The following is a 26,366-nucleotide window of genomic DNA, read 5'->3' as shown; positions in this document are numbered from 1 at the left end:
GAAATTGCAGGGGATTTTTATCTTTTCATTGATTGCAAGGGTGTTAATTAAACACAGTGAGGCCAAGGCTTTTAGGCGTAGATCTACTCATTCATGTTGCGGTAGGTAGCAACGGCGGAAGGAGAGATTTGGTTCAGATAGCGGAAAATCCAATACTTGAACACTGTATCCAGCATGACCGGAAAAGTGGCAATAAACATATTGATGAAATTGCGATCCTGGGGCAGGCCAAAATGACCCAGAACACTTTCAACAATCACTTCCCAGCCGTGAGGAGAGTGAAATCCGACGAATACATCTGTAAATAGAATGATGATAAAGGCTTTAGCACTGTCACTCAGCCCATAAATAATCTCATCGAAAAAAGATTTGAGAATCGCAATCTTTTGACGATTGAGCAAAAAGTAGATCGCTAAAGCAATCAGCGAAAATAAATCTGAGATGGCATTTTTTAAAGGTTGCCGTAAATCCCACTGATATTCTTCTTTAAGATCGGCCGCTTTGGCTTTGAGTTGGGATTGAATCTCGGCAGGGGAAAGAGAGATGGGACTGGTTAAACTTTCAAATTTGAGTCGTTCTTCAAAACGGGATAACTCAGTCAGGACCTCATTTTCAATTTCAGGATTAATCCGAATTTCAATTTGTTCTGGGCCTTTTAATTTATCTACAAAGGGACCAATGACCAAGTTTTTGGACACTTGCTGGGTGAGCAAGGGGACAATCATTAACCCTAAGACAAAGCTGACAGCGGCCCTGGTCCGCACCCTAGAATTGCGAAAGTCATTGAGGATGTCGTCTTCAGTCCCTGGATCCGGGTTTAATTCTTTGCGGAAGCGGGTGGCTGTACGCAGAATTGACCGGGGAATAAAGCTACTGCTGTCTAACTTGGAAGGGTCATCGGAAATGTCATCTGAGGTGAATTCCGATTCATACAGAGAGTTCTGAACCGACTGAATGGGAAGTGGCTGAGGAGCATTTTTCTTACTCTCTGAGCCAGGTTTCTGGGTAGAAGGTTTAGACCCTTTAGTGGCTGCAGCCGCTGCTTCTCGTTGAATGGAAGCCGACCGGTACCGTTTCAGCACGGCATCGATAAACGCTAATTTGTCTAATGTGCCTTGAGCATCGACGGAGGGCGAGACGAGTTCTGAACTGTACTCCTCAGAGGCGACATCGTACTCATCGGTGAAATCAGTGGTGTCTGGAGTGTCTACAGGGGTGGGAGCTGGGGGGGGGGATGCTGGGGGGGCTTGAGCTTGTCGGCGACTTCGACCACTAGGGAGCTGGACTTGAACTCTCGTAAGCGGGTTTGGATAAATTGGAGATTCTTTTGGACTTCTGTCTGAAAATAGTTGGTCATCACACTTTCCGTTCGGATGCGGAGCGGAACGGGCTGACCTTTAAAATGCTTTTTCTCGATTTCTTCGATGGCGCGAGCTGCTTCATAGGCACCGTCTAAAGCTCGCTGGGGAGTCTCCCGATACCATTGCTCAACAAATTTAAGCGAACGCCTAAATGGGTTTGGTGAAGAAGAACTCATGATTGCCCTACTCGATGCTGCAATCTGGGGGTATGGGTCATGGGGGCATGATGTCCTGAGACGTTATGTAAGCAAAACCTACCAGAATTAAGACATAACCTCATAATAGGTATGTCGTATAGTAGCAAATTTGTTTCTCGCTGACTTCTGTTCCTATTTGGATATCGGGTCCGGTTCGTAGCGGTAAGACCACCGCGCTGATTCAGCATCTAGTGGACTGGTCTAATCAGTCTCCTGCAATCGGAGGAGAGACCGCTCAGCCTGCAGTAAAAACGGCCCTAGTTTTTGCCGTGAATGCCGATAATCGCCAGGTATTGATGCCTGGGATTGCCCAAGCCACTACGGGCAAAATCATCGTCCAATCCACGACCCCCCTGGGCTTCTTCGAAAATGAGGTCATGCTGTTTTGGCCTCTGGTGATCAAAGCTTTGGGATTACAGGCCCAATTCCCGCTCCGCCTGCGCCCGGAAACAGAACAAGAGCTAGCCGCCCAGTTTTGGCACACAGCGCCTTGGGAGGAACTGCAAGAGCTAGAAAATATGTCTCCGGATCGGTGGGTACGACGAATCTTGGATTTACTCCAGCTTGCCGCTTTTGGCGGTATTGCCTTAGAGGACTTACCTCGCCGCTTGGAGGATGGCTTAGGGGAGCTGAAGTGTGACAGGGCTTTAACTGAAACCATTGCCCAAATGTTGATGGATTGGCGGGATTGGTGTTTGCAGCAGGGCTTGCTTACCTATGGCATTCTCACGGCTTTGTATTGGCGCTATTTGTTACCCGATCCGGCCTATCAAGACCATTTGTTACAGCGATATCAAGGCGTGTTTGCGGATGATGTGGATAGCTATCCTGCCATTGCCCGAGACATCTTTCAGGTATGGCTGAATCATGGAGAGCTGGGCGTCTTTAGTTTTAATCCCAATGGTTCGATTCGTTTGGGGTTAGGGGCCGATCCTGAATGTTTAGCCGGGCTAAAGGATGTCTGCCAACTGCAAACTTTACATCAGGATTTTACGCTTTCTTTAGGAGCTGTTCTAGGCCATAACATCGTCGCCTTTGTGAGTGGAGAAACCTTTGAGTTACCGGAACCGCTGACTTGTTTGCAGACGAGTTCCCGCGCTCAGCTTTTACGTCAAACTGCCGATCAAATTATTGAAGCGATTGAGTCTGGGCAGACTCAGCCAGAAGAGATTGCTGTGATTGGTCCCGGTCTCGATACGATTGCCCGCTACACCCTGATTGAAATTCTGACGGCCAAAGGGATTCCCGTTGAATCCCTCAAGGATCAGCGCCCCCTCAATAGCTCTGCTATTATCCGGGCCTTGTTGACCCTTTTAACCCTGGTCTATCCTGGTTTGGGCCGCCTTGTCGATGCAGAGCAGATTGCCGAAATGCTGGTTGTACTCACCCATCAGCGGTCTCCTTCCCTAGCTAGTGCGGCTGGCATTATCGATCCTGTGCGTGCCGGGTTATTAGCTGATTATTGCTTTCAACCTCATCCCGATCATCCACAACTGCTGCCCATCCAGACCTTCCCCCGGTGGGACCGTTTGGGACATCAGGCCACCACAGCCTACAACAACCTGCTGAGTTGGCTTGATCAACAACAAAAAGGCTCAACGACGCCACAGCCCTATCTCACCCTAAATCCCGTGTTTATTTTGGATCGCGCCATCCAGGAATTTTTGGCCCCCCATGCCCTCAGTTACGATCAGCTCTCGGTGTTGCGGGAGCTGATGGAGACGGCTCAGCATTATTGGCAGGTGGACAAGCGCTTGCGGCAGACCCAAACTCGCCATCCTCCTCTGCCAGAAACCGTCGGTCAGTTTATTCAGCTCCTGCGGCAAGGCACCCTAACGGCCAATCCCTTTCCAGTGAATCCCAATGGCCAACCCCGACGGGCCGTGATGCTGGCAACGACATTTCAGTATCGGATGGCGCGGCAGGTCCATCGCTGGCATTTTTGGTTAGATGCGGGTTCGGCCCTGTGGCATGGCGGTGGAGCCGTGATTCTTTGGGGTGCGCCTTTTTGTCTGCGTGACTGGTCTGGGGAACCTCTAACGGTCGAAGAGGAAATGAATAATGACCAGGCTCAGTTGCGGCGACTGTTGTTAGATTTATTGAGCCGAGTCACGGAAAAGGTGTTTCTCTGTCATAGTGACTTATCTGTTAGTGGACAAGAACAGGTGGGGCCCTTGTTACCTTTGGTTGATGCGTCCACTCCCCTAGTGGATAATGACTCACAAGTTCAGAGGGAACAGGTGGATGAAGCCAATCCTGACGTTGTTAAGGTCTAAAAGTCTCCGGTCTTCGGTGCAGCTATGCTTGGCTGCCCTTGGTTTCATGGGGTGGGTAGAACCTGCAAAAAGTGAGTTCCACAAGATACCCGTGACGTCAGTAGAGTCCTGTTCTGTGCCCTTGGCAGGAGCAGAGGATATCTCCTATTCCTGTCGCCTGTACCGCGATGCCAATGCTAAACTGCCGGTGTGGGAAACGGCCTTGGGATTTGAGTTTGGTCGTTTAAATTATCGGCAATGGCAGCAGTTGGTAACCACCTACGCGACTTGGCATAATCGGCGAAATTTAGCGTATTACGATCGCGATCGCAACTACAATCTCATGGACTTCATGCCCCCGGCCATACAGGCTTGGAACCGACACCGGTTTCACGAACAAGACCTTACGCCTGCCAGCCCCCCGACAAAACTCGCTGCCAACTGTTGGGGCACCCTCTACGAAATCTTGCGGTTGGCAAAGCAAGACAATCCACCCGCCCCCCACCCTATTTGTGACCGATAGGCACCCCATGTTGCAAACATTGCGGCAGGGGTCCATGAAGATCCAGGCCACCCCTCAACCAGGAGACATTGTGTTGGTGTACCACCAGCATGGCAACCGCACCTATCTAGACCATGTTGCCCTAGCGATAGATCAGCAGCTTTATTTTGAAAAAGCAGGAGCTGGTAATGATGTTCCCTATCGTTTGATTGATCGTCAGGCCCTTGAACAGATATGGAACCCAGATATTTACACGTTTGAGTACCGCCGCCCTTACGCACATCAACAATGGCACTCCCCAGAGCAAATCTTCGGGAAGGAAGGAAATCAATTTATCGTCCATGGAGACTCCTTAGCCCAGTCGAGTCCTAGGGAGAACCTCTCTCAGTCTTTGCCGGGGCCCATGACCTATTTTGCGATGAAGCAACTTCCTGCCTTGGTCAAAGTACAGGGACGATTTCGCTTGTCACCAACAGCCTATGATCCTCAAGGGCTGGCGGCAGATGACAACACCAGTGAGTTCTGAATTAGATCTGTTGATTATAAAAAGAGCAACAACAACAGAAAAATACAGACGAATGCCCATAGCATCTCAGGTTCAAGTTTAAATCCATGAGGCGATGAGGATTGGCTAGGGGGAAGAGTAAATCTAAGGGAGGATGAGGTCACGGATTTTTTCATAAACAAACAAGGTACCGAAACGCCCAGTGCATCAATCTTGGTCTTTTGGACTGAGACATAGCCTTGGCTTTGATAGAGCGCGACAGCGGTTAGGGAAGAGAAGACTTCAATAGTCGGCCGCTGTTCAGCCAGAGCTCGACGTTCAAAATACTGCAGTAACTGCGTGGCAATTCCTTGACGAGTGTGATCTGGATGCACATAAATCCCTAAAATTTTGGTGCTACAGAGGCTAAAGGCAATGAAACCAACCAGATAATGATCTTTCTGTGCCATATAGATCAGCTCCTGTTGGCCTCGCCATTCATGTTGAGATTGGACAATGGCATCTACTTGGGCAGGGCTGTAATCTCTGCTGCATAGCCTTTGGATTGCTTGTTGCTGGATATCGAGAACCTGCTCCATGTCTGCAGGGCGAGCCAACCGAATATTGAGATTCATCAAAATGGACGGGAGAAAAGTCGGTCTCCTTCTAGAATTCCCGCATTGAGGCAATTCTAGGTCAACAATTGACCGATCTGAAGTCTGATGGAACCTGTAGGCTGATTCTTGGAAATAGGGAATATTACAGTATGGAGAATGGTGTTGAGCATTCAACACCATTCTTTGATGATTTCGTTGCCGCGAGATTGACCTAACATCCTCTAAGAGAGTGAGATGCATGCCCCGTTCAAAAGACCAATTTTTGGTATTTGGTTCTCCCGCCATTGAAGAGGCAGAGATGCAAGAAGTCATGGCCAGCATGAAAACGGGTTGGTTAGGTACCGGCCCTAAGGTGATGCGGTTTGAACAAGATTTTTGCACCTATAAAAGTAGCAAACATGCGATCGCAGTCAACTCTTGCACCGCTGCCCTGCACCTCAGTATGTTGGCAGCCTGTCTTCAACCTGGCGATGAAGTGATCACCACGCCGTTAACCTTCTGTGCCACGGCGAATGCCATTATTCATGCGGGGGGTGTCCCGGTCTTGGCAGATGTCGATCCGGTCACCCTGAATATCGATCCGGTTCAGGTCGAAGCCAAAATTACCGATCGAACCAAAGCCATTATTCCCGTCCATTTTGCGGGTCGTCCCTGCAATATGACTGCCCTCTGCGAGTTAGCCCAGCGATATAGCCTGGTGCTGATTGAAGACTGTGCCCATGCCATCGAAACGGAATATCAAGGGCGCAAAGCTGGTACCTTTGGTAGCTTTGGCTGCTTTAGTTTCTATGTCACAAAAAACATCACCACGGGGGAAGGGGGCATGATTCTCACCCAAACCCAGGAAGATGCGGATCGAATTAAAGTGTTGGCCCTCCATGGCATGAGCCAGGATGCTTGGAAGCGCTTTAGTGATGATGGCTATAACCATTACCAAGTGGTGGAAGCGGGGTTTAAGTACAACATGATGGATATTCAGGCCGCCATTGGCATCCATCAGCTGCAGCGGGTGACTCCTTATTGGCATAGACGGCAGCAAATCTGGCGGCAGTACAATCATGCCTTTGCCGATCTGCCCCTGACCCTTCCTGCGTCTCCAGAGCCCAATACTATTCATGGGTATCACCTCTACACCCTCCTCATTGATGAAAGCCAGACGGGGATTAGCCGTGACCAGTTCTTGGTCGCCATGCATCGTCAACATATTGGCACTGGCGTTCACTATTTGAGTCTGCCGGAGCATCCCTACTATCAACAACGGTTTGGCTGGCAACCTCAGGATTATCCCCATGCCACCCGCATTGGTCGGCAAACCGTTAGCATTCCGTTGTCCGCTAAATTGCTAGACCAAGACGTTGAGGATGTTGTGGCAGCAGTCCATCAAAGTCTAGATGCCTCTGCCATCGCGGCCTGATTCTGCTCTTTTTACAGCGTTCTGTCTGTCATGCGTATCGTCTTTTTAATTCCAGATTTAAAGCAAGGGTGGTTCTGGGAAACCCTGGAAGCGACCCTATCGCGAAAGCCTAGGTTAGCCAATTGGTCCCTACGGCGATGGTTATATGTGACTGAAGTCTATGGCGGCACGATGAATATCATGCGGCATTGTTGGGTGGCCCGCCAATGTGGCGCTGATGCAGTTCTGGCGACCATGAGTGGCCAAAATAACTATGGGGATGTATTTGGGGTGAAGCGCCCATTGCCCTTTATGGCCTGGAAGGATCGACAGCCTGATGATATTTGCCTAGTGCCCGATTACGCCACCCAGTTGATTAAGGATGTAGACGGAGTTGCGATCGCATATGAACAATCTCCCCTCCAAACCAAAACCGATTTCGACTATCGCAGCGATCGCGTCCTACTCTGGACCGACTCAGACTTAATGCAGGGGGTTTGCGCTCAGACCTATCCAGGCAAACCGGCAGAAATCGTTCCCAATATTGTAGATAAAGAACTGTTTCCCTTTATTCCCCAAGCCCAGCGAGAAGAGGGCTTGATCTTCGCCTTTCCCCGTAAAGGTAAGGCGTTTATCCTAGAAACCCAAGCCCTTTATCAGCAGCAAGGTGGGAGTTTTTGGCGATTTGAACTGATTGATGGCATCTCCCTGCAGGCCCTAACTCAGCAGTTCCGACGTCCCCAAGCCTTCCTAGCCTCGGCTAATTTTGAGGGCTGTGCCTTACCACCTCAAGAGGCCATGGCAGCGGGAATCGTTGTGGTCGGTAAAACGGCACGGGGGGCCAACTTCTGTATGGAACAGGGCAAAACCGCCCTCACCGGAGAAACCCCTGAAGAAGTGGTGCAGTGCCTCTTCCAGCTGGAAGAGGAGACCTTAAGAAATACCCTGGCCCACAATGGCTATGACTATATCAGCCAATATTTCCCAGAAGGGAAACCCGCCCAATTCTGGCAGCAGAAGCTAGAACACTTTGCCGCTCATCTTGAAACCTAGCATCGCTACTTTAGGGAATGGGTCTGAGGGGGCGACATGAAGGCTACAACCCAGCACAGACAAGCTCCATCGCTCTCATCCCCCGTTGATACTCAGGTAGCTTATTGGGAGAGAGTTTCATTAGCTCATCCACCAATCGAGCCAGAACTCCATCCCCCGTTATGGCCCACAGATGAGCAGATAGTCCGACTCGGAATGCACTATGACGCTTGTTCGGTGAAGTGGTGGATTCGGGTCTAGTAATATAGCGCTGTAGTCCTTTTTGCTTGAGATTTTGCCCTTGTAGTGCCGCACTGGTATAGGCAATGGCAATCACAATAACGATAGCCACCAACCGTTCTTGCATGGCTTGAGAGCCTTCGAGACAATAGCCTCCTTGCTTGAAGTCCCGAAACATTTCTTCGATAGAGAAGCGTTTTTGGTAGCTGACGATAGCACTATTGAGGTCACAGAAGTTGGTGAGAATAAACCATGCTTCATCAGGTGCAAAGCCCTGATACCGTCGTTTCCACTTGGCTGCCACATTGAAAGTTCCAAAGCCTTTAGCCTGAGTGACGCGCACATCATTGAGAAATAGCTTTTGACCTGGGACAAGGCCAAACTGTTGGAGTTGTTGAGTAAACTGCTGGGCCAGAGCCACTTCGGTATTGCGCTTGAGTCGCAGACAAAAGTAGACCTTCTGTTGGCCTAACCACTGCCCCAGCTTGACGGAACAAAACTCTCGGTCACCGAGGATGACCAGACGATAGGCTGATAAATGGCGGATAACTGTGCTTAAAACAGCGGTTTGCTCGTCATAGTTGCTGCTGCCCTTTTTGCAGAGGGCTTCACACCATACGGGAATAGCGCGATGTTGCCAGACCACGCTGACCATCAATAGATTAATCACTCCCCAACTCGTACGGTCGATGACGACATAAAGCTGGGAGCCTTGAGGATACTGCTGGCTCAGCCACAGCTTAACCAGCGGTAGCCAAAGCGTTTCAAGCTCAAGGGTCGGTAAGGATAAGAACCGTTGGATTTTTTTCGGCGACTGTCAAAAAGAATCGGCAGTGGCAGCCCTTCTGCTAGCGTCTCGATTTTGACGCAGCGAAGTGTTTGTAATAGATGAACGAGGATCTCTAGGAGAAGATACTGGGCAGGAGACAGTTGACGGCGTAAATGAGGTTGGTATAGTGGCAATATCATTGTCAATAAGGTGAGCTGGAGATACATCATTTGCAGCCCATCTTTTTTCTTGTCTATCGGGTTATTGCACGAATAGCAAGAGGTTTACGGCGCATGTCGCCCCTTCAGGGAATGGGTAACATAGCGTTTTGTGCCATTGATGCATGGAAAATTTTTTCACTTTCCGTAGAGTAAACTCCGAGACACATTCCTTATAAAAAGCCCATAAAGCCAAAGTTCTCGTTTATAGTGCCAAGAGCAACCTGTGTTCTCCCATGTCACCCTTTCCCCTCGACCGTTTTGATCTGAATGCTCAGGATATTCAAGACTGGTATGTCAACAAGACCCTTAATGATCCCCATCGACTAGCGATTCAGGCGCTACAGTCTCAACGCATTTGCGTCATGGGTGGCTGTGGGCAAGTGGGTTCCCATCTGGTGACCAAGCTCTATGAATTTGGCTATCCCTTGGATCGTTTGACCATCAACGATAACCTACGTCTGGGTAAACGGGAAAATTTACCGGCCATCCTCAGGGACCAAGTCGATACCCGCTGCCACAAAGACTATGCCCTGAATCCCATTACTCAGCCAGACATTGTCATCTTTGTGGGAGGACGGTCCAGTGTGCCTCACTTTCATACGTTGGAAGAGGTCTTGGATGAAGTTGATAGCTGGAAAACGATCCTGGAATGGTGTGTTGCAGAAAACATCCGTCTGATTTTTGCCTCGACGAGCAGTCTATGTAAAAAACGTCCGTCCCTGGAAGACCAACGGGTGTGGCCGGCCTCTCTCTATGAAACCGCCAAGCTGATGATGGAAGATATGGCCATCCAGCAAGCCCTATGCAACAACCTAGTCGTTCAAATCTGTCGATTCTTCTCCATCTATGGGGTAACAGAGCAGCATAAAGGAAATTTTGGCAATCTGTATACGCAGATTTTGTGGCATAGCTTAGAACAGACCCCCTTTGAACTCTGGGGGCGTCAAGGTCAGTTTTCCCCTGGGGAACAGACCCGAGATACTATTTTTGCTGCGGAAGTGTCCCGCGCCTTACTGTATTTACTGACACTGCCCCAGCCTCGTCCCCAGATCAATAACATCTCAGAATTGGTCTACAACATTGGCCAAGGACAACCTACTGCTATTCGCACCATGATTGGCCAAATCGAGGCCTTGTTACCCTCAGACTGCCAGCCGATCATCGTTGAATCCGAGGTGCCGGCAGAGATTCAAAACTATGTTGTCCATACCTGGGGCAACCCTCATAAACTCTTAGGGACCGATTTTAGTCCTCAATTTACCGAACATCCCGATAACCTCAAATTCATTACCTATGCGCTGTTGAGTAATATGGATTGGTATTGGTCCATTGTCGAGCAGCTACGGAAACGGTCCTTAGCGAGCGTGGTCTAGCCCTACCTGCTGCAAGACAAGAGACATCAAAGGGGAATGCTGAAAGGGAGCTGACCACCGCTGAGGAAATATGACACACTCAGAACAGTGGACTCAAGCCAGATGTTACTGAGGCTTTGACGATGAACGTGTTTGATGATGTAAGCCGCTTTCTTGAAAAACAGCTCGAAGAGTTTCTCCGAGCCCATCCACACCTGGAATTACAGGTTCTTGCCGACAATATCCGAGAACAAGAAGTCAAAACAGCTAAATTGCTGACTGACCTGCAAGCAGAAGAAAAACGCCAACAGGACGCTATTTTAGCCACTGCCAACGAGATTCAGCGCTGGCATGAGCGCGTTAAAAAAGCCGAGCGGGCTGGACGACAGGATCTTGCCACTGCCGCCAAAGAGCGAGAAGCCTCATTGCTCAGTCAAGGAAACCAGCAGTGGGGCCAAATGGAGGTGACCAAAACTCGTCTCCAGCAAACCCAGACGTTGCTAGAAAAAATTCAGATTCGCCAAAAAGAGGTGAAGGAAAAAATTAAGCAAATGCCTCGGAAGCCTCAACCCAGCCCATCGTCAAAACAACCGCCCGATCCCTCAAAAGGCTGGTATAAGCGGGTCTCCTTGAGCGATCCTGATCCCTTAGAAGAGCAATTTAAGAACTGGGAACGGGATGCCGAATTTGAAGAATTAAAGCGGGATATGGGACGCTAAGGAGATAAGAGCCGCTAGGTATACACTGCTTAAAGAATATAGCTATTTTGAGGATTGGATATGTTGCCTAGACTGTTATTGCTGATGAGTTGTACCTGCTGTTTGTCTTTAGGAGCGGTTCCCCATCTAGCCATGGCGGAATCTGACTCTGAGAATTCGACTGAACAGGCTGACGAACAAGGGCTAGTTCAGGTCGAAAGCCAGCATTCAGTGGCCGCCACTGCCGATCGGCTGGTTCAGGTTTTAAAGAACAAAGGCATGACAGTCTTTACCCGGATTGATCATGCTGCGGGGGCTCAATCTGTAGGGCAATCCCTGCCACCTACGGAAGTAGTGGTGTTTGGTAATCCTAAGGTGGGCACGCCGCTGATGCAATGTAGTCCCACCGTGGCCATTGATTTACCCCAAAAGGCTCTGATTCGAGAAGATAAAACGGGCAAAGTCTGGCTGTCCTATAACAACCCCCAATATTTGGCACAGCGTCATCAGGTAGAGGGCTGTGATGCAGTGTTGACCAAAATTGAGCAAGCGCTGGCTAAGTTTGCCCAGGCGGCAACCCAGGAGTGATATGTACCAAAAATCCTGAACACAAGAATTGCCCGTAGCAGTCAAATCAGCGCTACGGGCAATGGGTCGTTCAAGATAGAGGCAGTTGCCTTAACCGAACAGATTCTCGAGCAAGAACTGTTCCGTTTCTTCTTCTGGGGAGGGAGACCCGGCAATGAGGTCGTGAATCTCTTGGCTCAACTCTCGGGCTTTTTCGTACTGAGTCAAGTCTCCTTGATCAAAGTAGAACTTAGCAGCTGTACGCAAATCATCTACAGCATGCTGCTTATGACCAAATTCAGATTTCAACAGTCCACGTTCGTAGTAGGCATTCGCGAAGGTCGGCTCTAAGCGGATGGCCTGGGAGAAATCTTCCATGGCTACGCGCTGATCCTCCAGTCGCTGGAGACGCTTACGGGTCAGACCTCGCTCAAAGAAATGAGTCGCAACGTTCGGATTGGCTGAAATGGTTTGAGTTAGGGCATCAATCTCTCGCAGGATATCGACGAGTTCTTCAACCCCTTCTGTCTGGGCCGCTAGATATTGGGCACTGCTCTTTTGATCTTCTACCTGACTTCCTAAGTCTGTGGCCGAAGATTGCAACTTTGCGATCGCAGCTTGCATCGCCTGAAACTGAGTCGATAGCTCATCCATTTGGGTTTGAGTGGCTTGGCTTTGCTCGCTCAAGGTGATGACCGTTGATTCCCCTTGCTTATGGTTGTTTTGTAGGGATGCAATAGTCGACTCTAGTTTCTCAGTCTGAGTATTGAGGGTGGCAATGGTTTGTACCGTTTGAGTATCCTGCTTGGTGAGATGCTCAATCTGAGACTGTACCCCTTCACTCGCCTGCTTCATCGGGTCCAGTTGAGCCTGGAAATCAGCTTGGTTTTGTTGGAGCAGATGGGCCATTTCCATACGTTGTTGATCTTGGAACGCGCCCATTTGACGTCGGCGATTAGCCAGACCTAGAGTGGCTGATAGGGCCAATGGGATAGAAGCTGCAGAAGCTACGGCGATTTGTTGAAGCATGATAGCGAGAACTGAACCACCGATGGCGGTTACAACCGCAACTGGTTCAGCAAGATCAAGCCAATTGGAGTCACTGTTACTCCCAGGTGTATTTTGTGAGGCTGACATAATTTCTAGAAATCCTAAAAACTCTCAATAATGGTTCCGTAATGATTAATTCAATAAGGCCTGATTGAGGCGGAGCGCAGGCATCATTAACTCTGCTTCTTCTTCCGATAAATGGTCTTTTAAGACCCCCGGCATCTCTTGCCAAGTTAGGGTAGAGGCCTGCTCATCCTTGACGGCATGCACAATGGTTCTCTGCCAGAGTAGGAGATCATCTCGCAGCCAATCCAAATCGTTAAACAGCATGGCCGAGGCGGCATGACGCAATGTATTTCTGCGATCGCGTCGGCAAGTGTCGGAATAATCTTGAGACCCTTTATGGAAAACCTGTGGATCCGCAGCCGTTAACACCTCGTCCGCTTGATCCATAATGGCGTCTTCGTCATCCCTAATCTTTTCATAGGCGCTAATGCGGTCGCGCACGGATTGAAAATAGGATTTCAGAAAGGCTAGATCTGCCTCGGTGGCATACCGGCCATCTGCTTCAATGTTCAGTCGCTTCAATTGTGACAGCATATTATTTCCCCCAGATAAAATCTGTTGTTATACAAGTTGTGAATTGGCTAAGTGAGTGGATACATCACTACGAGTTTCTTCCAGCTGACTGATCATGGACCGGGTAATCAGCTTTCCAGCTTCGACTAAGACACGACCATCAATAGGATGAAGGATATTTTCTTCCGTTCGACGTCCGATCAGGCTATCGATGTCACTGACATCACTGAGATACATACCGGTAGGGAGTTCGACAACCACCCCTTCTCCCATGACCTTACTTTGGCAAGCGAGGCGAGAATTCAGTTTGCAGGTGGTGATTGCCCCCAATGTTCGCTGTTCGCGGCGACTCAAGGGAGATAAATGCTCCATGCCGTCTTTAATGAAAATATGGCAGGTTGCACACATCCCCCGTCCTCCACATTCATGGAGGACTTTCAACTCGTTCTTAAGCAATGCTGACAGCAAGTTATCGTTGGTCGGCACGCTTGTTTCTTGACCAATCGGATCCAACCTAACTATTTTGGCCATTGCTCACTTCTCCAAAATGGAATATTCATCAACTGCATCAACATGGCCCTACCCTGCAGCTTGGCTATCACATAACCGAGCCAGGATGGTGTCATGGTCCTGTGCTTCCTTGACCCAATCTTCAGCGACTTTCATGCGCTCAGGCAATCCAAAGATGAAATGATTGCAGTCGGCTTGCATCGACTCACAGGATGTTTGCACTCCGTCCAACTCTCGCCCGGTTAGTTGGCTAAAAAAAGTACTGAGCAACCCCATTTCTACAAAGCAAGAGGGTTTATCTCCTGTTTCTCGTGCTTGAGCGAAAGCAGAATTCTGGGTGGTGATCACCAAAAAACCTTGGTGATGGTGGCTAAAATCAAAATCGATTAGGCCCCAGCCGTAGGTTTTCCAACATTCCTTGAAGGACTGTAAGAATTCCACCATTTCCATCTCAGCCAGGGTTTTGCCGTAGTAGTCGCTGACTTCTGAGGCAAAACGGCGGTAAAAATTCTTGCCCCACCAACGACCACATTGCTTCAGAACTAAATCAGCAGCGGGACCGACCTCATGCTCTAAGCTACTGTATAAAGATCTGAGTAGGGTATCAGGCAGGGCAATGAGCCGAGATCCTTCTCGGTTCTCGATCAGCCCTAGTTCGGTATCTCCTTGCACATAGACCTCTGGTGCAAAGAAATTACCGGGGATGTGGTTTTGACCAATTAATTCTTCAACAGCAATCATATTTTTTCCTCTGGTCATTAACTCAACATTGCTAATTCGGGGCTGCTTTGGCCTACCAGAGTGTTATTTGCCTCTTGGAGGAAAGGCTCTAGTAGTGCAAGTTGATCCTGGGATAAAACGGCATCTAAACTCAGGTGCAACAGCTCACTCATCTTCTGGTGAAGGGGGGTAAATTCACTTCCACCCACCACATCCTTGAGCCAGCTCAGTTGGCTGGTGAGGGTTTGGGGCTGATCCGTGAGCATGGCCATGGCGCTATAGCGTAACAGCGACATCCAGTGGGTAAACACTTTCTCTTGATCAGATTGGGAATTGGAGAAGGTCTCATTGTTTAACTGATCGGCAATGGCCTGAAAAATAATCAGTTCCTGATCTCGTAGGGTTTCATAAAGGGCTAGTCGATCTTGCAGGGCATCGACCTGCTGTTTGAAACCGTTCATTTCTGGGGTTTGTAAATAATGATCCTCTGCGGCTCGCAGATAATCTTCAAAGTTTGATTGCATGGTAATCCTCAAAACATATCCGAGAAGTCATTTAGATTCAGATCATCCTCAATCGTGATCGAGGATGATGGGGGAATGCTGGGCATCGCCGCAATATTAGGTTGCCCCTCCCAGGTGAAATGCTGAAAAAACGCCTGCACACTTAAACGAGTAGAGAAGGATGGAGCGGCCGCTACAATCGCTGGTTTCTCTACCGGGCGTCCTGTCCAATTGAATTGACTAAAAAATGTCTGTACCGTCTGACGTTGCCATGCAATAGACTCACTTGCTTCAGGGATAGGGTCAGCTTGGGGAATCGGTTGTCCTGACCAGTTATATCCTTCTAGAAATTCACGAACCGTTAGATATTTCCAACTAGTCACGATAGGTATTCCCCACCATGAAGCTTGGTTTCAATATCTCGGGCTGTAGCGCCTTCGTTTTGCCAAAATGTGGCAGCATCAATACGATCTTTTTTGCCCAGCAAGAATTTGCAGTAGGTTTCACCCATGGCATAGCATTGGGTTTCGATACAGCTGAGTTCTTTATTCACCAGGTGAGAGAAGAAGCCAGCGAATAAGCCTGCATAAATATGGCAGACAGGCTTGCCGACATCTCCCAGGGTGCGGGCAACGGCAGAATCGAAAATATTGATAAACATGAAACCGTTTTGCTGATTGTCTAGATCAACTTCCCAATTCCCCCAGCCCTGGCTAGTAAAGGGCCACCACCAAGCTTCTAAGGCAAGAGAGGGACGGCATTTACGTAGAGATTGTTGGAACTGAGCTTCAAACCAATTTTGGAAAAAGACTGCATCTTGCTTGCCCCACTCTTGGCCGATGTTGTACATCACAACCGTTGAAGCGCTACCGACTTCCTGTTCTAAACCTTCGATCAAGGCCACAATAAAATCTTCACTCGCCAGAATATTGCGAGATTCATGCCAATCGTCGATTGTGCCTTTTGCATGATTAAAGGTAAAGAAATCCTCAAAGCGATAGTGATTTAGCTTGTGAGGGTACGATTGCTTGAATGAACGACCAGTGTTACCTACAGGCATACTGGCAGCGGTTTCAGCTGGTGTAAAAACCATTGAGACTAACCCTTTTTTATGTAATTTCAATGACGAATGGGCATTCGTTACTTAGCAAAGGCTCAAATGGACCTAAGACTGATAAGCCAACAAATGTCCTCTGGAATCGCGAATCGCGAACCGTGCAGAGAACTTTGTCTATCTAAAGAATGCCCTTTTTGAAGTGCGATTCTACTAATCAGGCAGATTTAATGATGAAGATATTGTCTGTAAAAAATAAGAGTTTGTCAGAATACTCATGAGCAGTGGATGCAAAGCATCACTCACTGAATCTGGAAGGTACTTTAAGACAAAATTTATAGTCTAAGAACTCTTTAATATAAACAGTAAAACAATATTTTGCTTAAGAATAATATTTATTAGGATTACATATCTTCTGATGAGACTAAATCGGTGAAATTACGGATTTGCAGTCTTTTTATTCTATTTCAGTAGGAATTTTAACTTCGTAAATCAGCGAAATAATCCTGCTTTTAAGCATTTTGACCTTAAAGCAATTTTTTCTTCTGCTAAAGGTTGTTTGAGTGTCTGATCAATCTCAGAGAATGTGTAACCTAAATATAGGAGCTTCACCTTAGAATCAACTTCTTTGACCTTATTTGCGCAGTAAAGGTTCGATTGTGCCTACCAAGATCTCACCCATGACCAATTACTATATACGGAAGCTCTATCGTCAGAAAGATCCGTATTTGTCCCAAGTAGAGGATATGGGCGATGATTTTTCCACCTTTATGGATCTCGAGCAGGTTCTAAAGAGCCTTTATAGTGGCGGTGAAATTGATCTGATGATCCGGCAGTTAGATACCCTCGTTCAGTATCATCAGGGGTTGACTGCACAATCGTTTACTCCCGAACCTCAACTAAAAGAAGTTGAACAGCGCATTTTTGCCATTTTGGGAGAATCCCAAACTCCGAACCAGACGGCGAGTGTCCCGTTACCTGAGCCTGCCGTTAGTCCGCCTCAACCCACCGTTACTGCCGATGCGTTGCTGCAAATCTTGAATCAACTACAAGAAAGTAGCACCACCTTTTTAGGTGCGGCCATCACGACTAATTATTTGCAAGCGGCACGTCCCCAAAATGACTGGTTTGAACAGTTTCAAATTCAGCGATCGCAACCCGTTACCTTCTCTGCAGATTCGTCCGAGTCTCTCGATGACCAGCAGAAAGAGCTGGCCCAGAAGTGGGTCAAAGGGTTTGTCAAATCCTGTTCTCAAGTGATCACCAAATTCCCTGAGATTGTCGATCTGTCCCAATTATTAGGGCAGCTCTAACCTATCCTCGGCATCTACCCGAGCTTGAGGCTCGTCTTTCGGTTGTAAGAAAGCGTAAAGTAGAGTTAATTCTTTCGCTTTTGAAACCGGCAAGGACGCCCTGTGAGTCATCCAGATTATCTTGAACGCATCCTGACAGCGCGGGTCTACGATGTGGCACAGGAAAGTCCACTGGAATTGGCTCCCCGCCTTTCTGACCGCTTGCAGAACCGTATTCTCCTGAAACGAGAAGATATGCAGTCGGTATTTTCTTTTAAGTTGCGGGGGGCCTATAACAAAATGGCCCAACTCCCCTCCGATCAGCTTCACCAAGGGGTAATTGCTGCTTCTGCGGGCAACCATGCCCAGGGGGTAGCGTTAGGAGCACGACAATTAGGCACAACGGCTCTGATTGTGATGCCAGTAACCACGCCCAATGTCAAAGTTGACGCCGTGAAAGCACGGGGCGGCCAGGTGGTGCTCTATGGGGATACCTACGACGATGCCTATGTCCATGCCCGCCAGCTCTCAGAAGAAAAGGGGCTAACGTTTATCCATCCCTTTGATGACCCGGATGTGATTGCGGGCCAAGGCACCATCGGCATGGAAATTTTGCGCCAATACCAAAAGCCGATCCATGCCATTTTTATTGCCATTGGGGGAGGGGGGTTAATTTCGGGGATTGCGGCCTATATCAAGCGGTTGCGTCCCGAGATTCGGATTATTGGGGTAGAACCGGTGGATGCGGCGGCTATGCATCAATCGTTACAGGTAGGTAAGCGAGTGCGCCTCTCCCATGTGGGGTTATTTGCCGATGGCGTGGCGGTCCGCGAAGTAGGCAAAGAAACGTTCCGTCTCTGCCAAGAGTATGTAGATGAGGTCGTCTTAGTAAATACAGACGATACCTGTGCCGCCATTAAGGATGTCTTTGAAGACACCCGCTCTATCCTGGAACCTGCAGGCGCTTTAGCACTGGCAGGAGCAAAAGCCTATATTGAGCGGGAGCAACTCCAGGACCAAACCCTGGTGGCCTTAGCCTGCGGCGCTAATATGAACTTTGATCGGCTGCGATTTGTAGCAGAACGGGCCGAGTTAGGAGAACGGCGAGAAGCTATTTTTGCAGTCACAATTCCGGAGGAGCGGGGTAGCTTTCGCAAGTTTTGTGCCTGTCTAGGCAACCATAATTTGACAGAGTTCAATTACCGAATTGCCGATCGCCAGGAAGCCCATATTTTTATTGGTGTGCAAATTCAGAACCGAGCTGATGCGGCTCAGATCGCTCAAGCTTTGGAAGCACAAGGGTTTAAAACCTTGGACCTCACCGATGACGAATTAGCAAAGCTACACCTGCGACATATGGTGGGGGGCCGTTCGCCCATGGCTGGCAATGAACTGCTCTATCGATTTGAATTTCCGGAACGCCCTGGTGCCCTCACCAAGTTTTTAGGCTGCATGAGTCCTGATTGGAATATTAGCCTGTTTCACTATCGGAATAATGGTGCGGATTATGGGCGCATTGTGGTGGGAACCCAGGTGCCCCCTGATGAAATGAATGAATGGCAATCCTTCTTGGATACCTTGGGCTATCCCTATTCTGATGAAAGTCAAAACCCTGCCTACCAGCTTTTTCTGGGATAAATTATGATTACAGGCTTCATGGTGCTACTTCTCTACGAGCTTTTGGGAGAAGTGATGGTTCTGCTGCTTAATTTACCGACGCCAGGGCCGGTTGTGGGGATGTTCTTGCTGTTGCTGACGTTGATCCTGCTGGGCAAAATTCCGGAAGATGTGGAGAACGCAGCAACGACCTTATTGAGCCATTTGTCGTTGCTATTTGTGCCTGCAGGGGTGGGAGTGATGGTTCACTTTCAGCGCATTCGCAGTGAAGGATGGGCCATTCTGGCAGCACTATTGGTGAGTACGGTGGTGACGTTAATGGTCTCGGCCTTGACGATGCAGATCACGAGTAAGGTGTTGACTCTGAGGAGACGCTCCGATGCCTAAGTCAAACTTGACGGAAATATGGGTGTACTTAGCCGCCTCACCCTTGTTGGGATTGAGTATTACCCTGGCGGCCTATCAACTGGCCTATGGGATCTATCGGTGGGGAAAAGGGCATCCGTTGTTGAACCCGGTGGCCATTGCGGTGGGATTGCTAATTGGGTTGTTATCCCTAACGAAGACGTCTTACTTCACCTATTTTGAGGGGGCTCAGTTTGTTCACTTTTTGCTGGGGCCAGCGACGGTATCCCTAGCCATTCCCCTATACAAACAATTGGCAAAATTACGACGACTATGGTTGCCAGTAACTTTGACCTTAGTAGTGGGGATTAGTGCCGCAGCGCTGAGTGCGATCGCAACTGCCGCATTGCTAGGTGCAACCCCGCAAACTCTTCTGTCCCTAGCACCCAAATCCGTTACGGCCCCCGTGGCCATGGGCATTACCGAAAAAGTCGGGGGCCTTCCGTCTTTAACAGCCGTGTTGGTGGTGATGACGGGCATTATTGGCGCAACTTTGGGCACTCCTATCTTTCGCTGGTTGGGGATCCGGGATGATAGCGTCCGGGGGGATTGCCATGGGGATCACATCCCACGGCATTGGCACAGCTCGGGCTTTTCAGATTAGTGGGGAAATGGGAGCATTTTCGGGGTTAGGGATGGCCTTGTCGGCCTTTGTGTCTGCTGCCCTATTACCCTGGCTGTTACGAATGTTAAATCTGGGAGCTTAAAACGATGCAAAATTTACACCTCTACTTTTTACACCTCTGACAATTCCCTAGATTTCACGCCATCTTTACCCTGAAGCGGTTGTTTTGGGCGATTATCCATATTACTCATAAACAAAATTTATGCAGTATCCGCCTCAGAACGTAAAGGTTTATGTATCAACTTTTGTGTTTGTTGTTACATTACGATAGAAAATGTGAGGAATGTTACATTTGCCTGCTGCACAACTGGGAACGCGCAGTTTGGTTTCCTCGAAATGAGATACAACGTGACTGATTCTGTTGAAGCTAGCGATTTGCTAGCTTTTTTTATTGCTGACGCTATTTCAGCTTTCTAGTTAAAACCTTGAGTCCCCGAGCATATTGAGAATCGGATTGTGGAGGTAAAACTTGACCCGGCTCTGGCTTGAAAGGCTTGCCGTCCTCACTTTTGACAAAGACATTAGGTTTGATGCCAAGCTGGTTAATGTTTTTGCCATTGGGCGTATAGTATTTGGCGACCGTGACCACCAATCCAGACCCATCTTCTAGACTTTTCAACACTTGAACAACCCCTTTACCAAAGGTGGGGGTGCCCACGAGCTGAGCCCGCTTGTGATCTTGGAGGGCGGCAGCCAACACTTCACTGGCGCTGGCAGATTTTTCATCTACCAAAATTACTAGGGGCTTGTTAGTAAGGACTGGTCCATAAGCGATAAAATTTTGTTTCTTGCCCTTTTCATCCACACTGGAAATTAAGCGGTCTTTCCCCATCCACATGCGGGCAATGTCGATACTGGCATCAAAGACGCCGCCAGGATTTTGACGCAGATCGAGGACATACCCTTTGACGTTTCGCTTTTCTAAATCCGTCAGAGCTGTTTTCATGGCTTTGGCTGATTGGGTAGTGAAAACAGGCATCCGAATATAGCCGACCTTCCCCTTTGGTGTTTCTTGCACTTCGTAGACTAATGGATTGACGTCAATTTTTTCCCGCACCAGCTGATGGCGAGAAAACTCTTTGCCTCTGCGAATCTGAACGGTAACCTTACTTCCCACGGCTCCAATGATGTATTCGCTGGCCTGACGAGGATTAATCTCTGAGGTCGGGGTGCCATTAATACTGACCACAATATCTTGGGGCTGAATGCCAGCCACAGCGGCAGGAGAGTCAGCGACGGTCTCGATCACCTGCCATTCTCGCGTTAAGGGATCAAGGGAAACCGTGACGCCAACGCCAATAAACCCGCCTGAGACATTGTCGACGAGATCCTTGATGCCATCCGGGGTGAGGAAGCGGGTGTAAGGATCTTGCAGCTTCCGCACCATTTTGCTGACGGCGACGTAGGCGTCCTGTTTGGAGGTGTAGGAGCGACTTAAATAGTCTTGGCGCACTTCCTGCCAGTCCTGCTGATTGAAGGTGCGGTCAACATATTCTTCCTGAACGATTTGCCAGGCTTGATCCACCAGCGCTTTGTGGCTGTTTTCTAGCTTGGCTTCGGCGGTGGATAGAGTCAGGATTGGAGTTGCGATCGCAACTCCTACCATCCGCAACACTTGCACATGAACCTTAGACATAGGAGACCTTTCACTGGGGGACTCGATGGCACCTTTGTACATGGGACCATGCACAAAGATCCAGTTGACGATCATTAGGGGGCTAAAGGTCCCTTGCGCCAGCGGGTTTTTTCATACCAGGCAGCCACTTCCGGCATCCACTGCTGAAATTGGGTAAACATCAACTCCGTCATGACCCGGGTTTCCATTTGGACATCGTACTTACCGCGAATATCTAATAGGTGCATGAGGGATCGGGCATTGGCACTCATCACCCAATGCTGGCGAACATCAAAAGGAATCAGTCCCCGGGCATGCTCTTCTGCCAATCCCTGCTCAATCCGCTCGGCATAGCGCTGACAGGCTTGGCGACACCAGTCCAAATCTTGTTGTCGTTGCTCCAGGGTATAGTCATACTTTTTACCTTGGCGATTCGTATAGGTGTCCACGGGGCGCAAGTAGAAAACATCTTCTAGTTCTTGCTTGTCTGCAATCACATCTAAAATTCGCTGTCCCGTGTACCGAAAGGACTGAACATCGAAAGAAACATTCCGATGGGTCCGCATTTGCTGCATGGTGCTGTGGGGGAAATAGCCAAAGTTGAGCACGATTTGAGGATGCTCAAGGGGGCCATAATGACCGCGATTGCCCTGGAGAAGATTTCTAATCACTAACTCTCCGCATTTCGCTTCTTCTGGCCATTGCTCCCGATCAGTCGCGACCAACTGTTCGGCATAGTCCTGATGCATGGCAGCATAGGTAATCTGTTGGGGATTGGGGGTTTGGGAAATGACCTCAACCGTAAACCGTTCGTCCATAATGTGATGCTACTTCCAGTAAACTCACCCAAAAGTGGATTGCTAAATCCTTTTGGTTAGATGTTGGTGCAGTGTCATCTTAAGTCCAGAAAATAGAGACATTTCCTTGATCCGTTTTTCTTAAGGAAAGCATCATCATTGAAGTTCTTGGAGACCTTGAGTATGATTCTCCTAAGGTAAGTGGGCAAAAACGATGCGCTTTAACAATAATCCAAGGGTAGTTTTGGGTGGAATGCTGACAGCAAGCGTCGTTTGTCTACAAACACAGGTTGCTTTTAGTTTGCCATCTAGCCAAATTGGCAAAAGTGCTAAGAATTTTACGGTTCTAATTGCTAGCGATTATCCAGGGTCTGGGGTAATCATCAACAAGAAGGATAAAACCTATACGGTTTTGACGGCTGAGCATGTCGTTAGACATTCGGACTTTGAATATCATATTGTCACCCAGGATGGGAAAAAACATCCGGTGAAATATCAAACCGTTAAGAAGTTTCCTGGGGTTGATTTGGCGGTGGTGACCTTTACCAGTGACAAAGACTATAACAGTGCCAAGCTAGCTAAGGCCGAGGAAGCGGGAATTGGCTCAATTGTCTATACCGCTGGCTATCCTGATCCAGGCCAAGCCATTGAAAATCGTATTTTTCAATTTACCGACGGAAAAGTGTCCGGCGTCAATCCTAAAGCGAAAGATGGATATTCCCTGATTTATACCAACATTACCCGTAAAGGGATGAGTGGTGGTCCTGTCCTCAATACCAACGGAGAATTAGTGGGGATTCATGGCCGAGCAGAAACGGATGTCCAAGGTGACGTTCAGGTTAAAGCAGGGCTAAACCTAGGAATCCCCATCAAAACTTTCTTATCCATAGCCCCCAAAGTTGGGATAAAACTGGATTTTAAGACTCCACCCAATTCAACAGCTAAGTCACCGTCACCAGTTGTTAATCCTGCTATCCCACCAGTTTCTCCACCTGGCTTTCAGCCAACGTCTAGTCCCACACCTGCGACCCCTAGACGTCCTAGGCGACCCAAACCCATTCGTCCCAAGGCCAATGATGGGTCCTCTCCTGTATGTGCGGGTAGTTCCTGTTAATCCCTTCTAAACAATTGACTAAGTCTTTTTGATTTCGCTTTATACATTTGATAGTTCTGAGAATAATGACCTACAAAAAGAATTTATTTATTGGTTTCACTTCAATTAGTTTGGTGTTTGCAGGTAACTCATTAATTCTTGAACCAGCATTAGCTGATAAAGATGATGCCATCTTTGAAGATAATCTCACTACAACTCAGGGGGGTGCAGTGGGGGTGGCAAGAAACTCCCTATCAAAAAAAACAGTGGATATTAGAGAGAGTTTAGTGGACACGCAACTGGGTAAAGTTACTGCGGATCGCCACATTGATGGCTCAGATTTGGATGGAAAAATCTTTGGACGTTCAAGTCGTCCTGCGCCTGGACGGAGTGCGTTTATCTCTTTATGGGGCAGTAAGATTGAAGGCTGTTTTGTTGAGATGATTATTCAACATGCTCCTGCCCAAGGCCGCGTGGATCCAACTGCAATCATCCCGACACTGTTAGAAGTAGGAGTTGGGGGGCAGTTGCTACAGTTACCACCCCAATCATCAGCAAAGCCTGAAGTCTATTCCCAAGATTATAGTTACACCAGTTTTTTTGGTAAAAACACCACCAGTGGGACTTGGTATATGACACGGAATCTATTTAGCGTTGACTCAGGAATTGCTAGCATTTTGTCTCAAGCCCCCATTAAAGAAACTCGGGTTCGGCTTACCCTTTCCAATGGAGCCAAAGTTCTGATTCCTCTGGATAAGAAGACGGTCAAAAATTGGAAAACAGCCTATAGCTATAATCCAACTTGCAAAAATCTTGATGCCGATCCAGCTCCTGCTGCAACTAAAGAACCCACCTCTGCTCAATAATCAGACTTCCCTGCCAAAATATTCAATTTCATCCTGATGTTTTCTAATGCTTGTCTTAGTTAGGCAGTTTCTCTGATTCAACCTGCATAATCACATGAGCATAAGACTTCCTTTCTTATTCGCTGAATAATAATGAAAACTAAAGCCTCTTATTCTCTAACGCCTATTGTATTTAGTGCTATTGCAACAGTCGTTATGATGCCCTTTCAAAGGGCACAGGCATTACAAGCTACAGAAGTCAGTGCTATTGCCGAATCTATCACTGTTCGTATAGATGGCCAGAATCCAGGGTCAGGCGTGATTATCAAGCATCAAGGCGATGTCTATACTGTTTTGACAGCAGCTCATGTTGTGGAAACTGAGGATGAATATGACGTAGTTACCCCGGATGGGCAACTGCATCCATTGGAATATGGTCGAGTTAAAAAATTGGCCGATGTAGATTTAGCACTTGTAGAATTTACAAGTACTAAATCTTATAAAACTGTTGAGTTGGGTGATTCCGCCAAGATTAAGTCTGGAGAATTAATCTATGTATCCGGCTTTCCCCATCCCACTATCGCAATTACAGAATCTATTTGGACGTTTTCTGAAGGTAAAGTTACGGCAAATGCCAAACGACCTTTAGCCGATGGCTATGCTTTGGTCTATAGCAATGACACATTGCCTGGCATGAGTGGGGGTGCCGTCTTGGATACAGAAGGCCATTTAATCGGTATTCATGGACGCGCTGACTCTGAGCAACAAGTCAAACGAACAGAAACGGTGCATGTAAAAACGGGATTTAATTTAGGGATTCCAGTCAACACTTTTCTGAGTTTAGCTGAAATAAGTAGTCCCGATCTGGGGTTTGTAGGCAAGCCACCTGAACCAGCAAGTGCTGCATTAACAGTGGATGATTTGTTTTTATTAGCAAGTAACAAGTCCAAAAAAGGCGATTACCAAGGCGCAATTTCAGATTACGATAAAGCTATTTCTCTAGATCCCAAACTTTCAGATGCTTACGTCAATAGGGGGAATGCTTATTATTCTTTAAAGCAATATTCCCAAGCGATTTCAGATTACGATAAAGCTATTTCTCTAGATCCTAAAGATGTAGTTGCACGTGGTAATCGAGGGCGTGCTTATACTGATTTAAAGCAATATTCCCAAGCGATTTTAGATTACGATAAAGCTATTTCTCTAGATCCTCAGGATGCAATGGCATACAAGAATCGAGGAGATACCTATACTGCATTGCATCAATATTCCCAAGCAATTTTAGATTACGATAAATCTATTTCTCTTGATCCTAACTATATTACTAATGCTTACTACCATCGAGGAATTGTCTACAATATTTTAAAACAATATCCTCAAGCAATTTCAGATTTCAATAACGCTATTGCAAGTAATCCTGACTTAACTAAAGAGCCATTCTTTTATTTCGATCGAGGAGTTGCCTATTTGGGTGAAAAAAAATATCTTCAAGCAGTTACAGATTGGGATGAATCCATTTCCCTAGATCCCAAATTTGTAGACGCATATAACAACCGAGGATATGCTTACTCCTTATTAAAGAAATATTCTCAAGCAATTTCAGATTATGACAAAGCTATTTCCCTATCGCCTCAGAAGCCATTAGTTTATATCAATAGAGGAAATGCTTACTACGCAATAGGGAATAAAGAACTCACTAGAGAGAATTACCTGAAAGCGGCTCAACTTTATAAACAACAGAACAAGCTTGAGTTATACCAAAAAACCATGCAAGACCTGCAGAAAATCTGATTCTAAGAGGACGTTATTTCTGAGTTAATCACCTCCGGTTTTACTGGAGGCTTGGAAGAATCCTTGAAAGGAAATTTTCATCACTGCTCATAAACTCTCACGGTTGTAGTTGACGGTATCACATCCCTACAACACGCTGTTTTTAACCTGAAGTTGAATAGTTTGACAAAGAATTGTGGGAT

Annotated in this window: 26 protein-coding genes and 2 pseudogenes; 15 read left to right on the top strand and 13 right to left on the bottom strand. The window is 47.8% G+C overall.

From position 1 onward, the window contains the following. Positions 1-83: 83 nt before the first annotated feature. A pseudogene (pxcA, locus tag HRE53_RS18240) lies at positions 84-1,537 on the bottom strand (proton extrusion protein PcxA). 212 nt (positions 1,538-1,749) lie between these two features. On the opposite strand from pxcA, the gene HRE53_RS18235 reads away from it, so the two are divergent. The 3 genes from HRE53_RS18235 to HRE53_RS18225 are packed head-to-tail and all read left to right on the top strand — an operon-like array spanning position 1,750 to position 4,841. After that, entirely contained in the window at positions 1,750-3,834 is a 2,085-nt protein-coding gene (locus tag HRE53_RS18235; protein WP_235107463.1) for a recombinase family protein, read from the top strand. Further along, the gene (locus HRE53_RS18230) at positions 3,803-4,336 is read left to right on the top strand and encodes a hypothetical protein (protein WP_235107462.1); all 534 of its coding nucleotides are present in this window, start codon (positions 3,803-3,805) and stop codon (positions 4,334-4,336) included. Before HRE53_RS18235 ends, HRE53_RS18230 begins: the two co-directional genes overlap by 32 nt. Further along, on the top strand, positions 4,326-4,841 hold the full coding sequence (locus HRE53_RS18225; RefSeq protein WP_235107461.1) for a hypothetical protein: 516 nt from the start codon (positions 4,326-4,328) through the stop codon (positions 4,839-4,841). Before HRE53_RS18230 ends, HRE53_RS18225 begins: the two co-directional genes overlap by 11 nt. 14 nt (positions 4,842-4,855) lie before the next feature. Here HRE53_RS18225 and HRE53_RS18220 read toward each other — a convergent pair whose 3' ends face one another. Beyond that, on the bottom strand, positions 4,856-5,434 hold the full coding sequence (locus tag HRE53_RS18220; protein WP_235107460.1) for a GNAT family N-acetyltransferase: 579 nt from the start codon (positions 5,432-5,434) through the stop codon (positions 4,856-4,858). A gap of 220 nt (positions 5,435-5,654) precedes the next feature. Between HRE53_RS18220 and HRE53_RS18215 the strand changes: the two genes are divergently transcribed. Together HRE53_RS18215 and HRE53_RS18210 are read left to right on the top strand one after the other, a co-directional pair. After that, on the top strand, positions 5,655-6,830 hold the full coding sequence (locus tag HRE53_RS18215) for a DegT/DnrJ/EryC1/StrS aminotransferase family protein (protein WP_235107459.1): 1,176 nt from the start codon (positions 5,655-5,657) through the stop codon (positions 6,828-6,830). A gap of 30 nt (positions 6,831-6,860) precedes the next feature. Beyond that, positions 6,861-7,862, top strand: coding sequence for a glycosyltransferase family 1 protein (locus tag HRE53_RS18210; protein WP_235107458.1), 1,002 nt, complete (start codon positions 6,861-6,863; stop codon positions 7,860-7,862). 43 nt (positions 7,863-7,905) lie between these two features. Here HRE53_RS18210 and HRE53_RS18205 read toward each other — a convergent pair whose 3' ends face one another. Continuing rightward, the gene (locus HRE53_RS18205; protein WP_235111161.1) at positions 7,906-8,829 is read right to left on the bottom strand and encodes an IS4 family transposase; all 924 of its coding nucleotides are present in this window, start codon (positions 8,827-8,829) and stop codon (positions 7,906-7,908) included. Next, positions 8,811-9,050, bottom strand: a complete 240-nt coding sequence (locus tag HRE53_RS18200; protein WP_235107289.1) for a transposase — start codon at positions 9,048-9,050, stop codon at positions 8,811-8,813. Before HRE53_RS18200 ends, HRE53_RS18205 begins: the two co-directional genes overlap by 19 nt. 254 nt (positions 9,051-9,304) lie before the next feature. On the opposite strand from HRE53_RS18200, the gene HRE53_RS18195 reads away from it, so the two are divergent. The 3 genes from HRE53_RS18195 to HRE53_RS18185 all read left to right on the top strand — a co-directional run bounded on the left by HRE53_RS18195 (position 9,305) and on the right by HRE53_RS18185 (position 11,709). Then, the gene (locus tag HRE53_RS18195; RefSeq protein ID WP_235107457.1) at positions 9,305-10,444 is read left to right on the top strand and encodes an NAD(P)-dependent oxidoreductase; all 1,140 of its coding nucleotides are present in this window, start codon (positions 9,305-9,307) and stop codon (positions 10,442-10,444) included. Positions 10,445-10,566: 122 nt separating this feature from the next. Further along, entirely contained in the window at positions 10,567-11,142 is a 576-nt protein-coding gene (locus tag HRE53_RS18190; RefSeq protein ID WP_212664693.1) for a TIGR04376 family protein, read from the top strand. 60 nt (positions 11,143-11,202) lie between these two features. Next, the gene (locus tag HRE53_RS18185; protein WP_212664692.1) at positions 11,203-11,709 is read left to right on the top strand and encodes a DUF302 domain-containing protein; all 507 of its coding nucleotides are present in this window, start codon (positions 11,203-11,205) and stop codon (positions 11,707-11,709) included. A 90-nt stretch (positions 11,710-11,799) separates the two neighbouring features. Here the strand turns inward: HRE53_RS18185 and HRE53_RS18180 are convergent, their stop codons facing one another. Genes HRE53_RS18180 through HRE53_RS18150 form a run of 7 tightly spaced genes read right to left on the bottom strand, consistent with a single transcriptional unit; the run spans position 11,800 to position 16,143 of the window. After that, positions 11,800-12,825 carry a hypothetical protein gene (locus tag HRE53_RS18180; RefSeq protein ID WP_212664691.1) on the bottom strand — a complete coding sequence of 342 codons (1,026 nt, stop codon included), beginning with the start codon at positions 12,823-12,825 and terminating at the stop codon, positions 11,800-11,802. Positions 12,826-12,870: 45 nt separating this feature from the next. Beyond that, positions 12,871-13,338 carry an allophycocyanin gene (locus HRE53_RS18175; protein WP_212664690.1) on the bottom strand — a complete coding sequence of 156 codons (468 nt, stop codon included), beginning with the start codon at positions 13,336-13,338 and terminating at the stop codon, positions 12,871-12,873. Between the two features lie 27 nt (positions 13,339-13,365). Continuing rightward, entirely contained in the window at positions 13,366-13,848 is a 483-nt protein-coding gene (locus HRE53_RS18170; protein ID WP_212664689.1) for a 2Fe-2S iron-sulfur cluster-binding protein, read from the bottom strand. A gap of 48 nt (positions 13,849-13,896) precedes the next feature. Continuing rightward, complete coding sequence (locus tag HRE53_RS18165; RefSeq protein ID WP_235107456.1) at positions 13,897-14,568, bottom strand: V4R domain-containing protein; 672 nt, start codon at positions 14,566-14,568, stop codon at positions 13,897-13,899. Between the two features lie 17 nt (positions 14,569-14,585). Then, positions 14,586-15,071, bottom strand: a complete 486-nt coding sequence (locus HRE53_RS18160; protein ID WP_212664687.1) for a hypothetical protein — start codon at positions 15,069-15,071, stop codon at positions 14,586-14,588. Between the two features lie 8 nt (positions 15,072-15,079). Further along, positions 15,080-15,433 carry a hypothetical protein gene (locus HRE53_RS18155; RefSeq protein WP_235107455.1) on the bottom strand — a complete coding sequence of 118 codons (354 nt, stop codon included), beginning with the start codon at positions 15,431-15,433 and terminating at the stop codon, positions 15,080-15,082. Further along, positions 15,430-16,143: a V4R domain-containing protein gene (locus tag HRE53_RS18150; RefSeq protein ID WP_212664685.1), complete on the bottom strand. Its 714-nt coding sequence runs from the start codon at positions 16,141-16,143 to the stop codon at positions 15,430-15,432. The genes HRE53_RS18155 and HRE53_RS18150 overlap by 4 nt, the downstream gene beginning before the upstream one ends. A 620-nt stretch (positions 16,144-16,763) precedes the next feature. On the opposite strand from HRE53_RS18150, the gene HRE53_RS18145 reads away from it, so the two are divergent. The 4 genes and pseudogenes from HRE53_RS18145 to HRE53_RS18130 all read left to right on the top strand — a co-directional run bounded on the left by HRE53_RS18145 (position 16,764) and on the right by HRE53_RS18130 (position 20,125). Beyond that, a complete protein-coding gene (locus HRE53_RS18145) occupies positions 16,764-17,417 on the top strand; it encodes a hypothetical protein (protein ID WP_235107454.1) in 654 nt (217 codons plus the stop codon). Positions 17,418-17,519: 102 nt separating this feature from the next. Continuing rightward, on the top strand, positions 17,520-19,034 hold the full coding sequence (gene ilvA, locus HRE53_RS18140) for a threonine ammonia-lyase, biosynthetic (protein WP_235107453.1): 1,515 nt from the start codon (positions 17,520-17,522) through the stop codon (positions 19,032-19,034). Between the two features lie 3 nt (positions 19,035-19,037). Beyond that, entirely contained in the window at positions 19,038-19,400 is a 363-nt protein-coding gene (locus HRE53_RS18135) for a CidA/LrgA family protein (protein ID WP_212664682.1), read from the top strand. Further along, positions 19,393-20,125: pseudogene (locus tag HRE53_RS18130) on the top strand (LrgB family protein). The gene HRE53_RS18135 and the pseudogene HRE53_RS18130 overlap by 8 nt, the downstream one beginning before the upstream one ends. A gap of 318 nt (positions 20,126-20,443) precedes the next feature. On the opposite strand, the gene HRE53_RS18120 reads toward HRE53_RS18130, so the two are convergent. Both HRE53_RS18120 and thyX read right to left on the bottom strand, forming a co-directional pair. Continuing rightward, complete coding sequence (locus HRE53_RS18120) at positions 20,444-21,679, bottom strand: S41 family peptidase (protein ID WP_235107450.1); 1,236 nt, start codon at positions 21,677-21,679, stop codon at positions 20,444-20,446. A 74-nt stretch (positions 21,680-21,753) separates the two neighbouring features. Then, on the bottom strand, positions 21,754-22,476 hold the full coding sequence (gene thyX / locus HRE53_RS18115) for an FAD-dependent thymidylate synthase (RefSeq protein WP_235107449.1): 723 nt from the start codon (positions 22,474-22,476) through the stop codon (positions 21,754-21,756). A 193-nt stretch (positions 22,477-22,669) separates the two neighbouring features. Between thyX and HRE53_RS18110 the strand changes: the two genes are divergently transcribed. From HRE53_RS18110 to HRE53_RS18100, 3 genes are all read left to right on the top strand, one after another. Beyond that, positions 22,670-23,569 carry a serine protease gene (locus tag HRE53_RS18110; RefSeq protein ID WP_235107448.1) on the top strand — a complete coding sequence of 300 codons (900 nt, stop codon included), beginning with the start codon at positions 22,670-22,672 and terminating at the stop codon, positions 23,567-23,569. A 65-nt stretch (positions 23,570-23,634) separates the two neighbouring features. Next, on the top strand, positions 23,635-24,414 hold the full coding sequence (locus HRE53_RS18105) for a hypothetical protein (protein ID WP_235107447.1): 780 nt from the start codon (positions 23,635-23,637) through the stop codon (positions 24,412-24,414). 132 nt (positions 24,415-24,546) lie between these two features. Continuing rightward, entirely contained in the window at positions 24,547-26,184 is a 1,638-nt protein-coding gene (locus HRE53_RS18100) for a tetratricopeptide repeat-containing serine protease family protein (RefSeq protein ID WP_235107446.1), read from the top strand. The last annotated feature ends 182 nt before the right edge of the window (positions 26,185-26,366 follow it).

Source organism: Acaryochloris sp. 'Moss Beach' (genome assembly GCF_021497025.1).
Lineage (GTDB): Bacteria > Cyanobacteriota > Cyanobacteriia > Thermosynechococcales > Thermosynechococcaceae > Acaryochloris > Acaryochloris marina_A.
The sequence above is the reverse complement of the archived record's forward strand: the minus strand, read 5'-3'. Positions and strand labels throughout refer to the sequence as shown.